This is a genomic window from Neobacillus sp. 204, assembly GCF_046562815.1.
Classification (GTDB): Bacteria; Bacillota; Bacilli; order Bacillales; family Cytobacillaceae; genus Neobacillus.
Window position 1 is genome coordinate 76,048 of sequence record NZ_JBJORY010000010.1, and the last position, 12,588, is coordinate 88,635.

Annotated in this window: 12 protein-coding genes and 1 pseudogene; 4 read left to right on the top strand and 9 right to left on the bottom strand. The window is 36.4% G+C overall.

Annotated features, from left to right (window positions below; all coding sequences use genetic code 11):
- Nucleotides 1-13 precede the first annotated feature (13 nt).
- The 3 genes from ACJ004_RS20395 to ACJ004_RS20405 all read right to left on the bottom strand — a co-directional run bounded on the left by ACJ004_RS20395 (nucleotide 14) and on the right by ACJ004_RS20405 (nucleotide 1,961).
- Nucleotides 14-469, bottom strand: a complete 456-nt coding sequence (locus tag ACJ004_RS20395) for a DoxX family protein (protein WP_410894975.1) — start codon at nucleotides 467-469, stop codon at nucleotides 14-16.
- A gap of 62 nt (nucleotides 470-531) precedes the next feature.
- Nucleotides 532-846, bottom strand: a complete 315-nt coding sequence (locus ACJ004_RS20400; RefSeq protein ID WP_410894976.1) for an ArsR/SmtB family transcription factor — start codon at nucleotides 844-846, stop codon at nucleotides 532-534.
- Nucleotides 847-1,241: 395 nt separating this feature from the next.
- The gene (locus ACJ004_RS20405; RefSeq protein WP_410894977.1) at nucleotides 1,242-1,961 is read right to left on the bottom strand and encodes a nitroreductase family protein; all 720 of its coding nucleotides are present in this window, start codon (nucleotides 1,959-1,961) and stop codon (nucleotides 1,242-1,244) included.
- Between the two features lie 96 nt (nucleotides 1,962-2,057).
- Between ACJ004_RS20405 and ACJ004_RS20410 the strand changes: the two genes are divergently transcribed.
- Complete coding sequence (locus ACJ004_RS20410; RefSeq protein WP_410895073.1) at nucleotides 2,058-2,342, top strand: winged helix-turn-helix transcriptional regulator; 285 nt, start codon at nucleotides 2,058-2,060, stop codon at nucleotides 2,340-2,342.
- Between the two features lie 259 nt (nucleotides 2,343-2,601).
- Here ACJ004_RS20410 and ACJ004_RS20415 read toward each other — a convergent pair whose 3' ends face one another.
- Both ACJ004_RS20415 and ACJ004_RS20420 read right to left on the bottom strand, forming a co-directional pair.
- Nucleotides 2,602-3,426 (bottom strand): MBL fold metallo-hydrolase, encoded by an 825-nt coding sequence (locus ACJ004_RS20415; RefSeq protein ID WP_410894978.1) that lies wholly within the window; start codon nucleotides 3,424-3,426, stop codon nucleotides 2,602-2,604.
- Nucleotides 3,427-3,669: 243 nt separating this feature from the next.
- On the bottom strand, nucleotides 3,670-4,551 hold the full coding sequence (locus ACJ004_RS20420) for a methyltransferase (RefSeq protein ID WP_410894979.1): 882 nt from the start codon (nucleotides 4,549-4,551) through the stop codon (nucleotides 3,670-3,672).
- Between the two features lie 454 nt (nucleotides 4,552-5,005).
- On the opposite strand from ACJ004_RS20420, the gene ACJ004_RS20425 reads away from it, so the two are divergent.
- From ACJ004_RS20425 to ACJ004_RS20435, 3 genes and pseudogenes are all read left to right on the top strand, one after another.
- Nucleotides 5,006-6,760: a SulP family inorganic anion transporter gene (locus ACJ004_RS20425; RefSeq protein ID WP_410894980.1), complete on the top strand. Its 1,755-nt coding sequence runs from the start codon at nucleotides 5,006-5,008 to the stop codon at nucleotides 6,758-6,760.
- A gap of 69 nt (nucleotides 6,761-6,829) precedes the next feature.
- Nucleotides 6,830-7,426 carry a beta-class carbonic anhydrase gene (locus tag ACJ004_RS20430; protein ID WP_410894981.1) on the top strand — a complete coding sequence of 199 codons (597 nt, stop codon included), beginning with the start codon at nucleotides 6,830-6,832 and terminating at the stop codon, nucleotides 7,424-7,426.
- A 62-nt stretch (nucleotides 7,427-7,488) separates the two neighbouring features.
- Nucleotides 7,489-7,581, top strand: a pseudogene (locus tag ACJ004_RS20435) (SulP family inorganic anion transporter); the annotation flags it as partial.
- 408 nt (nucleotides 7,582-7,989) lie between these two features.
- Here the strand turns inward: ACJ004_RS20435 and ACJ004_RS20440 are convergent.
- From ACJ004_RS20440 to ACJ004_RS20455, 4 genes are all read right to left on the bottom strand, one after another.
- Nucleotides 7,990-8,373, bottom strand: coding sequence for a hypothetical protein (locus tag ACJ004_RS20440; RefSeq protein ID WP_410894982.1), 384 nt, complete (start codon nucleotides 8,371-8,373; stop codon nucleotides 7,990-7,992).
- 178 nt (nucleotides 8,374-8,551) lie between these two features.
- Complete coding sequence (locus ACJ004_RS20445; protein WP_410895074.1) at nucleotides 8,552-9,709, bottom strand: nucleoside transporter C-terminal domain-containing protein; 1,158 nt, start codon at nucleotides 9,707-9,709, stop codon at nucleotides 8,552-8,554.
- A 341-nt stretch (nucleotides 9,710-10,050) separates the two neighbouring features.
- Entirely contained in the window at nucleotides 10,051-11,271 is a 1,221-nt protein-coding gene (locus ACJ004_RS20450) for an amidohydrolase (RefSeq protein WP_410894983.1), read from the bottom strand.
- A gap of 21 nt (nucleotides 11,272-11,292) precedes the next feature.
- Nucleotides 11,293-12,531: an amidohydrolase family protein gene (locus tag ACJ004_RS20455; RefSeq protein ID WP_410894984.1), complete on the bottom strand. Its 1,239-nt coding sequence runs from the start codon at nucleotides 12,529-12,531 to the stop codon at nucleotides 11,293-11,295.
- Between the last annotated feature and the right edge of the window lie 57 nt (nucleotides 12,532-12,588).

The window sequence follows — 12,588 nt, forward strand, 5'->3', positions numbered from 1 at the left end:
AATTTTTGTTAAGTTATTTCGAATGACTTAATGAAACGGCATTTTGTTTTTTATGGTAAAAAACATAGGACCCGGCAATCAAAATGTAGCCAATAATGAAAAATACCCAAGGATCGCCCACTGCTATAGTTGAATACATGGCACCCGTTAAATCGATGACAAATCCGGCATAAGCCCATTCCTTAATTCGAGGAAAGCCGGGAATCAGTATCGCTATTACACCTAACAATTTGGCAACACCAATAAAGGGAAGAAGGTATGCAGGGTACCCTAAATGTTTGAATAAAGCAACTGCTTCAGGGGCGGACATTATATCAGGAATAGAACCTAAAAGCATTAATGCTATCAATAGCCCCGTAAAAAACCAGTATCCTATTGTTATATTCTTCAGAGATACCTTATTTCCTTTATTGGTTTGGTCATTCCTAATAAGTTTCCGATCTTCTACAGACGTCAAAAGGTTTTCCATGATCTCATTCCTCCAATATCGTTTTTTTAATCTTTGGCAGGACTCCTACTTATCGTCATGGTTCAATCCTTTCTTTGTAGGTCCTGCAGGTAATCGTCAAGGCGGTCAAATCTCTCGTTCCAAATGTTACGGTAGGACTCTAACCAAGAATCAAGCTCTTTGAACGGCTCGGCCCTCAGCTTGTAGATCCGTCGATTGGCGATTGCATTTACCTCGACGAATCCTGCATTACTAAGTACCCGAAGATGTTTGGAAGCTTGAGGCTGGTTTAGCCCAAGTCGGTCAGCAATTTCCCCTACAGTGAGAGGGCCGTCACGTAAGAGTTCGATAATGTGTAGCCGGTTGGGCTCAGCAAGAGCATTCAAAGTTGTTTTCATGAATTGAATATACCTTAAAAGGAATATTCATGTCGAGGAATATTCAAAATATTTTTTAACAACGGTTTTCTGATGTTCGATAAAAAAGAATAGAGGCCATTAACACCAGGAATTAAAGGTTCTTATGCCCTCTAACAAAAAAGGATTTTATTATTTCCGCTGAGATCACAGATATCTTGGGTAGCGTCAGGAAAATGCGGATTTACAACGTTAAGGAAATTACAATATTAAAAAGTCCAATTTCTCAGTATTAAAATTGAGAAATTGGACTTTTTTCGTTACTCCAGAAAAGCGCCCGATTCTTGAATAATCAACAAATCTTCTATTAACTGATATTGAGAAATAAGAAAAGCACAGTTATTTGTATACCTATTTCACATAATCAGATAAGAACACTAAATTATTTTGTTTCTATACATTACCTTATTTACATTATGCCTTACGGTATTATGACCGGCTTTAGTACCTTTACCAATAGCTATAAGCATAACATCCAAATACCTATCAGAAATATTTAAGATTGCTTTTAATTTCTTTGAATCATAGCCTGACATAGTAATTGTTTCAAAACCTGCTTCATTTGCTAACAAAATTAATGACATTGACGCAAGACTTACATCTCTAGTTAATTCTAACTTTAGATCTTCATTTGATTTATTTTCATAATATTTTATTGCAGCATTCGCTAGATAATCTCTTAGCGATTCATCAAAAAAACCTGCTTGAAAGCCTTCTTCATGTATCTTAATAATATTATCTTTATCAAATGCTTGATAATCACCCAACATAACAATTAAAGTTGAAGCTTCTACCACTTGATGTTGATTAAAAGCTATAGGTAGCAATAAATTTTTTAAGTCTGGTTCATCAATAATTAAGTATCGAGTTGCTTGAATATTATTTCCGTTAGGTGACTTACTTGCACTTTCAATTAATGAGGTTAGAATTTCTGAACTTATTTTATAACTTGAATCATAATGTCTAACTGTTCGTCTTTTTTCCAAGATATTTTTTACACTCATTTTATCAACTCCGAAATTTTTATTTATTGCTCCTTTAATTATAGTAAGCAATAATAAAAGAGAAAATAACGCACAAAAATGTGGTATAGCCACTTTTAAGTGCCTATTCAGGAGGGACAGCACATGGTTAACTATAATACTGGAATCAACATTTTTATGAACATTGCAGGTGGAAAATGGAAATGATTAATACTCTTTTTCTTGAGCCAAAAATCAGTAAGGACAAAAGAGTTTTACGAATTAATACCTGGAATTACACAAAAAGTCTTAACAGATCAATTGAAACAATTAGAAAGAGATGGACTTGTACGAAGAGAAATATTTAAAGAGGTACCACCAAAAGTAGAATACAGCTTAACTGATCTAGGAAGATCATTTGTACCAGTATTAAACACAATGTGTGAATGGGGTAATAAGTATGCAATTATAAAAGGTATAGATAAAGATCCACAAATTTATTGTGATCATAATTAAACCTAAATTCACATTTTTGACTTCTGAAGAAGCCTGGCGGCTGCATAAAAAAGTGGGGTTCTATGCAACCTCTTATTCAATATAATGGCCCTTTTCATGCAAAATAAGCGCAGATCCTTATTCTGGAAATGCGCCCTATTGTTGAATAGTATTGATTTATTTCATTGCAGTAATGCTGACCATTGGTTAAAGAAAAAGAGCTGTGCAAACGCTCTTTATATACTAATTGTAAAACATCTTAGAATATTAAATATTTGTTTTATGTATTAAACAATGTTCCATTTAGTGCATTAATATACCTGGCTGCCGATTTTTGAACACGTTGATCAGCCTCTTCTTTAATAACACGGTGAAAAGCGTCATACAATCGATCGAATTTAATTTGATTTAACTTACTTGCAATTCTTTCAACCGTAGCACTTGGCAGTGGAATAAAGTTAGGATAACTATACATAAAGCTTACCCATTGACGATCAGCAACGACTCTAATAATATCGCCAGTCATTATTACTCCTTGCTGGTTATTGCCATTCTTCCATTCCAAAACAGTGCCGCCTTTAAAATGTCCACCAATCCTCTGAAGTATGACACCTTTACGTAGTTCAAGAGAGTCACCAGACCAAAATACGATTTTTTCACTCGGTCTAGTCACCCATTCTCGATCATCTTCATGAATATAAATCGGAGCATCAAAAGTTTCGGCCCATTCTACTTGACTAGAATAATAATGTGGGTGAGATAAAACTATAGCATCAATCCCACCTAAATCATTGATTTTCTCTATAGTAGCTTGATCAAGATATGTAATACAGTCCCACATTAGATTAATACTCTTATCTTGAATTAGATAAGCCGTTTGTCCGATTCCAAAGCTCGGAATAGTGTTTACACTATATAATCCCTTTTCTTCAAGATTAATAGCATTATTATATGCTCCACACTCTATCATCGACTCTAACGTTGTCCATGTTTGTCCTTTAGAACTAATATATTGTCGGTCTTCCTCACAAATCTTACATCTTATAGGTGCTTCAGAAGAACTTTCATATTGAACTCCACAAGTCTCACAAATATAGTTATTCAAAACCTTTCCCCCTAATAAATAAAAACCTTTACAATAATTATTATAATTAACAGTGTAAATATTTTGAAATTTAATGCTCTCAAACTAACTGATTATTTTTACTATTACAATATAATTGTACAATCTCTTACATTACAAAATGGTGCTAACATTATAAAGAGCACAATTCTTGTTGCAGAATTGTTCCCGATTGTTATATTGAACTCCCTTAGTTGAAGATAAGCTAGGATGTTAAGTTGATTCCTATTTTTTAACCTCTCCAAAAGTAATTTTCATATTGGGAGCGTATATTAATGATGAATCAATGTTAAATACTTGTGAAAACAGTAGTTCAGCATCATATTGTTCCTGTGCCTCCTTTAATTTGACCCCACGGTTTTTCAAACCTTCAATAAACGCTTCTCTATGAGACGGTACTTCACCCAAGCCATCCTCTTTTAGAGAATTATATAATTTTTCTTTATCTTTTTGAGTTACATTAGGATTGAGGAAGTTAACTTTATCACTAACTCTACACTCAATGTTTTCCACACCTAACTCAGATAAATATTGAGGTACTTTAACACCAATATTTCCATCTTTTCCATTTCGTTTTGTATCCTCTTCAAATAATTTTTGTAGAATTCCAAGTGAGACAATTTGTGATTGTTCATGCCCGTTAATGTAGTATGATGACAATCCTGAAATCCAATGTGGCTCAAAGCAAATGACTTTGCCTCTGTTGGACAACTGAACTAACCATTTTTTGAAGCTTTTTTTTTGGGGTTCGGACATGTGTAAAAGAAATGCATGGCAAACAGCAATGTCATACTTACTCTCTAATTCTATCTCATTTGTATCTGCTACAAAAAATTCAGTTTCATATGGAAGACTATGAAAAAGCTCTTTCTTCTTATTAATATGTTGTTGTCCTTTATCTATTCCTGTATATTTTGAACCTGTTGGGAAAAGAGGTAATAATTTAAGTCCTAGATATCCATACCCACAACCAAAATCAATAATATGTATTGGTTTAGATAGCTTCCAAACATTATTTACTAAAAACTCTAAGTAGTCATCATTATAATATAAATCTCTCATTATTCCAATATATTCCAGCTGAGTATCCCAATAATACTCCTCCATTTAAGTCCTCCTTTTTTAATAGGTTAAATTGTTCTATAAATTAAAGATATTATCGAGCATAAAGAGTTTCATAAAAACATACAATCTCCCCAAAATTTACTATATTTCTCTTACTGCTTAACAAATCCTTGGACCATTTCCCTAAAACGCAAGAGAATAATTTGGTAAATATGTATCAAAATTCAAAAAAATGAAACTCTTTCTCCCTTAAAGCGTATCTCTACATGGAAAGAGACAACAGGGATTTTACAGAGCGTCCTAACATAACTCTTTTCTATGATGATTCCGGGTAACAAAAAAGTCTTTAAAGGAGGTTTTTTACAACTATGATTTCTCGTTTCAAAAGTTGATAAAAGAAATAGTAAAGGTTATGAAACATTGTCGGACTGGAAATTAGCTTTGTCCTTTTTACTTGTGAAAAACTATACAATATAGAAATGGAAGGATGTAATAAATGGTTTCATCTAAAAGGTTTTCTGGATACAACTTACGCTATCTTCAAAAAGATTTGATTGCCGGGTTAGTTGTTGGGATTGTTGCGATTCCTTTAGCAATGGCTTTCGCTATTGCTTCAGGGGTAAGACCAGAGTATGGACTCTATACGTCGGCAATTGCCGGAATCCTTGTTTCTCTTTTTGGAGGTTCTAAATTTCAAATTGCAGGCCCGACTGGAGCCTTTGTCCCGGTTTTATTGGGAGTGGTGATCCAGTTTGGATATGAAAAGCTGTTAATCGCCGGCTTCTTGGCAGGGTTTTTAATTCTTCTTATGGGTGTGTTTAAATTAGGAAGGTATATTAAATTTATCCCTCGTCCAGTGGTAATCGGCTTTACTGCTGGAATTGCCGTGATTATCTTTTCTGGCCAGATTGCCAATTTCCTGGGGCTTGAAAACTTAAAAAAAGAAGAAGCCTTTCATTTGAATATGAAAGAAATTTTAATTAATTTAAATACAATCAATTTTTATAGTATTTTTACCGCAAGTATATGTTTAGCTATTGTCATATTAGCACCAAAATATTTGCCTAAAATTCCTGGTGCCTTGTTAGGATTAATGGTTTCAACTGTTGTTGCTGCACTATTCTTCCCAAATCAGGTTGCAACCATCGGTTCAACTTATGGAGCCATTCCAAATGAATTACCAAAATTTGAGTTCCCTGAGTTAACGGTCAATGTAGTGATTGAACTCCTTCCTGCTGCGTTCATCATTGCCATGCTTGGGGGGATTGAATCATTATTATCTGCCTTAGTAGCAGACAACATATCCGGCAGTAAGCATGATAGTAACAAAGAGTTGATTGGACAGGGATTGGCCAATATGGTCACCCCTTTATTTGGAGGAATTCCTGCCACTGGTGCGATTGCGCGAACGGCAACAAATATAAAAAACGGTGCGTTCTCCCCTTTATCGGGTGTCATACATGGTGTTGTTGTAATACTAGTGTTAGTATTATTTGCCCCATATGCCTCTTCCATTCCTTTGGCGAGTATGGCTCCCATTTTAATGTTTGTCGCTTGGAATATGAGTGAGAGCAAGGAATTTGCCCATATCTTACAATCAAAAACGATGGATTCCCTTGTATTAGTCTCTACTTTTCTGTTAACCATTTTTATGGATTTAACTACAGGCGTTGGAGTAGGTCTGCTTTTAGCTCTCCTCGTTTTTGTCATCCGAATAAGCAGTACGTTAAAAGTATCAAAGGTTTTACCGGATCCAAACGATAAACTAGTAAAACCCGAAATGGTCAAGCAAGATTCAAACTGCCCACAAATTAATATATACACTGTAGAAGGTCCATTATTCTTTGGCACCACCGAGCAGTTTGAGGAGGAAATGGAAGAAATTTTGCGTTTAGAACCAAGAGTGCTCCTGTTAAGATTGAGTAAAGTTTCAATCGTGGATTCGTCTGGCGAGGCCCTCCTCATGAATCTTGTAAAAAGATTCAAGGATAGTAACCAACAAGTAATATTTTCTGGTATCCAGCCGCAATTGGAAGATTTATTTAAGAAAACTGGTTTTTATCAATTGGCAGGTGAGGAAATTTTCTTTGCCCATACAGGTGATGCTATCAATTATGCTCTCTCAAAACTGGATGTTAAGCGATGTAAAGGGTGTAAACATTTTTCTTTTGCGGAATGTTCAACCCTCTCAAAAGAAGAAGCAAACCCTAAAGCAAAAAGAAAAACAAAAAGTGAGCTTGGGTTAATTTAATTGGACATCCCCCTTTTTAGGGAGCTGATGTTAATAAAACATCTAAATCATTAAATGGAGGAAAAAATTATGACCACGATTTCTAAAATTCTCGATTTCAACAAGGATTTTGTTGATCAAAACCGGTATGAGGAGTTTAAGACGACAAAATTTCCAGATAAAAAACTAGTCATCCTAACTTGTATGGATACTCGTTTGCTGGAATTGCTCCCCAAAGCAATGGGTCTAGGAAATGGGGATGCGAAAATAATCAAAAACGCCGGGGCTGTTATCTCTCATCCTTTCGGCAGTATCATGCGCAGCATTCTAGTCGCTATTTATGAACTGAAGGCTGAAGAAGTGTGTGTGATCGGTCATCATGGATGTGGTATGGTAGGTTTAGAAGCATCCTCTATTCTAAAAAAAGCAAAACAGAATGGAATTGACGAGGAGCGGATCGATATTCTCACAAACGCTGGGATTGATTTGTCCAGTTGGCTGACGGGTTTTCAATGTGTAGAAGAAAGTGTCGCCAACAGTGTCCGTTTAATTAAAAGTCACCCATTATTCCTTAAAAATATCTCTGTTCATGGGATGGTGATTGATCCTGAAACAGGAAAATTGGATCTGGTGATCGACGGATATAAAGATATAAAGTCAAACACACAAACATACCCAGTCTTATAAGTAAGGTGTCTAAATGATTCCCAACTAGGAGGTTTCAAGGGTATAACTTAGGACATTTTCAGATAGATGCAGTTGTTGGATTGATCGTCGGTGTTGTAGCGATTCCTTTAGCGATGGCCTTTGCCATTGCTAATGGAATAAGACCGGAATATGGAGAGAGTGACCTACCAAAAGAGCAGAAACAGAAATTAGCTCCAAATCATGCTGTATTAAAAGGAACAGTAAAACGAAAAATCTAAATGTCTTATCTACTACACAGCTATTAAAAGTGACAAAGAAAGATGGTAATGAAGTAAAGTGCTATCACCGTTGTTTTCATTTTTTCGGACAGCACTAACAAGAAATTGCTTTGCATTGTTCGAATGCGGGGCTCATTCGGACAGAACCAGCTGGAATTCACTCAAGTTTGTCCGAATCACACAAAACTCCAGCCAAAAAACGGCATAAAAAAGAATGGCTTGGAGAAAACTTCGGAACCATTCTTACGTGTATATTACTAAGTTTTTTAATCGAATAGTCTTGTGATCGGTATTGAGATTCTCCAGTACTCGATTTAAGAAGTTTTAATGTTCTCGCTTCGATACTGATAATTCTTTTATTTTTCCAACCCACTCCTTGAAACTTCCAAATTCACTTGGATCAAATCCGAAATGTGTCTTTATGATATGGACAAACTCGCTTTCATGATCGTGGAAAACTCCATCTGAATAAATGAGCTGGAAGATTTCCGTTAAGACAATATATTTGGAGCGTTCACTTTTAAATTCCTTTAAAATGTCTTCTATGGAGAGACCCTTGATCTTATAATCCTCTAGCTCCATTTCTCTTTGATATTTTTTTATTAAAGAATTTTCATATATAGATAATTTACCATCAATTCTGGCAATCAGTGAAGCCAGTTCCAGAAATGCAATTTTCTCCTCTTGTTGAAGTTCTTCTAAAAACATTCATACCTCTCCTTTTTATCTTTGTATTATTTATACGAAAAAATTCCCATTAAGTTTCAATTATTCCGAAAGATAAAAAAAGCGAACAAAGACACCGTTCGCCTTTTGCTATAAATATCACGTTGTTTTTCAGGTTCACGTTACCAAATTTGCACCAGTATAAGGAGAGGTAACTCTTTTACCAAACAAATAATCCCACAATCATGGCACTTAATAAGGATACTCCAACGCCACTCACCAAGAGCTTCCAGACATTTTTTCCGATGATACTTGATTTTTCTTCACTTAAGATCGAATTAAAGGTTCCATAAATCATCCCGACTGTACTAAAGTTGGCAAATGATGTCAAGAAAGTAACGGCAACAGCCACCGTATGAGGAGCAAGTCCAGCAATTTTGCCTTTTAGGTCCAGCATCGCCACAAATTCATTGGTAGCTAGCTTTATTCCCATTAATTGTGCCACATACATAGCATCATCGCCACCTAAACCTAACAAAAAGGCAAAGGGGCTAAAGATAATTGAGAATATTTTTTGGATGGTTAAACCCTTCACTATGAATCCTAAAATTCCATTAAGACCGGCAGTTAAGGCAACATAGCCAATCACCATTGCCATGATAACAATAACCATTTTGACACCGACTAGCATGCTGTTTGAGATGGTGGAAAAGAAATCTTTCCGCTCCTCTTTAGAAGGAACATAAACGATATCTTCCTCTTTACTCACCTCAACTGGGTTCAGCATGTTCGCAATCAAGAGTGCGTTCAAACAATTCAACGGAATTGCCACAAAGACATACGTCGCTGGAACCATAGTTAAGTACGCGCCGATAATTGATCCACTGATACTGCTCATACTCATGATTCCAAATGTCAGCAGGCGATGTTCTTTTAAAACGGTAAGCTGCTGCCGGATAACGGCCAGTGCTTCTGTGTTTCCAAGAAACATCATTTGGATCGAGAAGAAACTCTCAAGCTTTGGCAAACCTGATATTTTTGAAATTAGCCAGCCCACTTTATCTATAATCCATGTTAAGATTCCAAAGTACGTTAAAATATCAAAGAACGTGATAATGAAAATGATCGGCATTAAAGCACTAAAAAAGAAATCCACTTGCTCATTTGCCATAACCGAAGGGAATACGAATGAGGTCCCTTCATTTGCACAAGCAATTAACCAGTTAAAGAATGATGCTATTTTATTAATGATCCATGACCCAATCTTGGTCGATAACATAAACCAAGTGATCAGTAATTCAACGACCAATAATGTCAAAATCGATTTCCATTTCACTTTTCTTTTATTAGGCGAGCAAAAGTAAATAAGAACTATCATAACAAATAGTCCGATTACATTAAACAAAAAGTACACGTGATCAACTCCTTTGGCATATTATTCCCTAAAACTTTTTTTGTATAGAAAAAAGTCCTTACCTTTTCTCTTTTCCTTGGGGATCAAGTCATAGTTGTAATAGTGTAACTATAAGGAGCAATGTTTGATAAATAGAGAATAGCAGTTAGGAAAGGTCAGCACTAATTTAAATACAGTAAAAATATCACAAAAAGGCATCCGAATGGGTTATTTCGGCTGCCTTTTGTCTACAAACTGAATTAATAATTTAATTGATTTATTTTATACATAATCTTTCCATGAATTTTATTCAAAATAACAACCTTTTAAAGTTGTCCAAATACAACTTTACCTTTAAAAATAACTGCTTCCCGCTCGGGCGTTCTTGCAACGGCTTCGGCTGAACATGACGCATTTACAAGAACAAGATTTGCTTCATCTCCTACCAGAGGCCAGGCTACTTCACCGTCTTTCGTTAATGGGGTTGGTCCCCCAGTAGCATACTTTAGTGTCTGAGCTAATGCACGTTCGTCACTTTTCCGATACAGCTCACTATACCGAGTTGCCTTTTCTAAAACATCCCCTGTTCCATATGGCCCCCAAGAGTCATAGAAACCATCACACCCTAGATACACATTTACTCCCCTTTGATCTAATAAATCAATGGGGGGCATTGTTTTTGTAATTGGAATCGTAGACATAACCGACATTCCTAACTTGCTCAATTTATCGGCGATTTCTTCCTGTTGTGGAACTGGTACTTCTCCTAGACTGAATGCATGACTTACAGCCACGCGATTGTACCATTTCGCTGCATCTACCATTTCTGTCAATTTATCTACCGTATAAAAACCAACATGGCCGCTGTCATGCAAATGGATATCTACATCTGCATCAAATTCTGTTGCTAGATTCATCACTTCATAGAGTGATTTTTCGATATTGCGGTCAATTCCAGCTGGATCTAACCCACCAACTAATTGGGCACCTGATCTCATTGCCTCTTTCATAAATGGAATGACATTTTCAGTTAATAATCCATGCTGCGGGAAGGCAACAATCTCATAGGTTAGCTTATCAGTGTAATCCTCCAATGCTGCTTTTACGCCTTCTAAATTTTTCAAACCAATATAAGGGTCAATATTTACATGGGTGCGGATGTGTGTCGACCCATGTGAAATCAGTAAGTCAATCATGGCACTAGCACGCTGTTTTGTTGTTGGCGCCAATTCCTCGAGTTCCATTGCTTCCATACGTAATCGGTCCTTCAAATTTTTTGCAGGTATCGGGGCCTTCCAATCAAGTGAAAGATAGGTTTTATCCAAATGGTTGTGCATTTCTTTAAAGGCAGGTAACGCCAAATAACATTTTCCGTCCACTGTATTCTCACCAGAAGGAATCTTAAAACTAAGCTTTTGCTTTTCAACAATTTTTCCACCCTCAATTTTCAAATGGAAAAGCTCTGTCTTTGTTTCATAGATTCCTTTTTCATCCTGTACATAGCCTGTCTCTAACCGAACATTCGTCAACCAATATGAGGTAGTCATTCTTTCTCCTCCTTTAAAAGTTTATACACGCACTAGATCTGTGTCTTCTAATTTACTTTCAACCTTTTTCCCTTTGAAAAACAATGTTTCTACGGGTGCTCTTCTTGCGACTGCTTCTGCGGAACAAGTTGCCTTTACTAGCATCATCGTTGCGTAATCGCCAATCTTTGGCCAGACACGCTCACCTTTTCCATTCAGTGGTGTTACTCCACCAGTTCCGTATTTAAGGGCAGTTGATAATGAATATTCATCACTCATGCGGAATCTTTCAGCAAGAATCCCTAGCTTTTGGATTGTGTTTCCAGTTCCAAATGGGGACCAGTGGTCTGTGATACTGTCATGGCCAACAGATACACGAATCCCTAATTTATCAAGGGCTGGTATCGGAATTGTCGCCCGATTTATAGGAACAGTGGTGGTAACATCCATCTCTTGTTCTTTTAAAATAGCAGTAATTTCATTGAGAGTTTCACCATCGAGGTCACCTAAAGCAATCCCATGGCTGATCGTGGCTCTACCTTTAAGTCCAGATTCCTTCGTATAATAAGCCATCCGTTCAAATGTAAATGCCCCTAATGTATTCGGATCATGTAAATGAATATCTACGCCCTTATTGTTTTCAACAGCAATATCAAAAATAGTGTTTAAAGATTTTTCAATGTTCCGATCCACAGTCGCAGGGTCGACGCCTCCAACTAATGTCGCGCCATTCCTCATCGCATCACGAAGGAGCTGAACTGAGTCACTTTTTAATAAACCGTGCTGTGGAAAGGCAACAATCTCATAAGAAAGAACATCCTCATATTTTTTCAAGGCATTGACGGTTACCTCAAGATTTTTTAGTCCAATCACCGGGTCAACATTACAATGGGTGCGAATATGGGTATGGCCGTTTTTTATCAATAATTCAATCATTTTCTCTGCACGCTCTTGGGCTGTCGGCAGGAGCATTGGCAGCAATTCTTTTTCTTCTTCTAATCTGGTAAAAATGCCTTTTGTGAGCGGAGTACATGCTTTCCATGGTCCACCATAATAGGTTTTATCGATATGAATATGCATATCTCTTAAGGATGGCAGTAATAGCTGACCATAAGCATCATGCTGCTTAACCTTTGTATTAGGAATTTCATTCGTAATTTCAGTAATTTTACCGCCTTCAATTTTCAAGTGGCAAATTTCTGTCTCAGTTGCGACAATACGATCATTTTCATAAATGAAACCTTTTTCTAAGCAGACATTCGTTAACCAAAAAATTGTCATTCCTGTTCCCTCCTGTTATAGAACTAGGAAAAGTACTTTTGTTAAAAAAGTACTTTT

Excerpts from the sequence above, each read along its gene's own strand:
- ACJ004_RS20395 (WP_410894975.1), bottom strand. The coding sequence starts at position 469 with ATGGAAAACCTTTTGACGTCTGTAGAAGATCGGAAACTTATTAGGAAT.
- ACJ004_RS20400 (WP_410894976.1), bottom strand. The coding sequence starts at position 846 with ATGAAAACAACTTTGAATGCTCTTGCTGAGCCCAACCGGCTACACATT.
- ACJ004_RS20420 (WP_410894979.1), bottom strand. The coding sequence starts at position 4,551 with ATGGAGGAGTATTATTGGGATACTCAGCTGGAATATATTGGAATAATG.
- ACJ004_RS20425 (WP_410894980.1), top strand. The coding sequence starts at position 5,006 with ATGGTTTCATCTAAAAGGTTTTCTGGATACAACTTACGCTATCTTCAA.
- ACJ004_RS20430 (WP_410894981.1), top strand. The coding sequence starts at position 6,830 with ATGACCACGATTTCTAAAATTCTCGATTTCAACAAGGATTTTGTTGAT.
- ACJ004_RS20440 (WP_410894982.1), bottom strand. The coding sequence starts at position 8,373 with ATGTTTTTAGAAGAACTTCAACAAGAGGAGAAAATTGCATTTCTGGAA.
- ACJ004_RS20445 (WP_410895074.1), bottom strand. The coding sequence starts at position 9,709 with ATGATAGTTCTTATTTACTTTTGCTCGCCTAATAAAAGAAAAGTGAAA.
- ACJ004_RS20450 (WP_410894983.1), bottom strand. The coding sequence starts at position 11,271 with ATGACTACCTCATATTGGTTGACGAATGTTCGGTTAGAGACAGGCTAT.
- ACJ004_RS20455 (WP_410894984.1), bottom strand. The coding sequence starts at position 12,531 with ATGACAATTTTTTGGTTAACGAATGTCTGCTTAGAAAAAGGTTTCATT.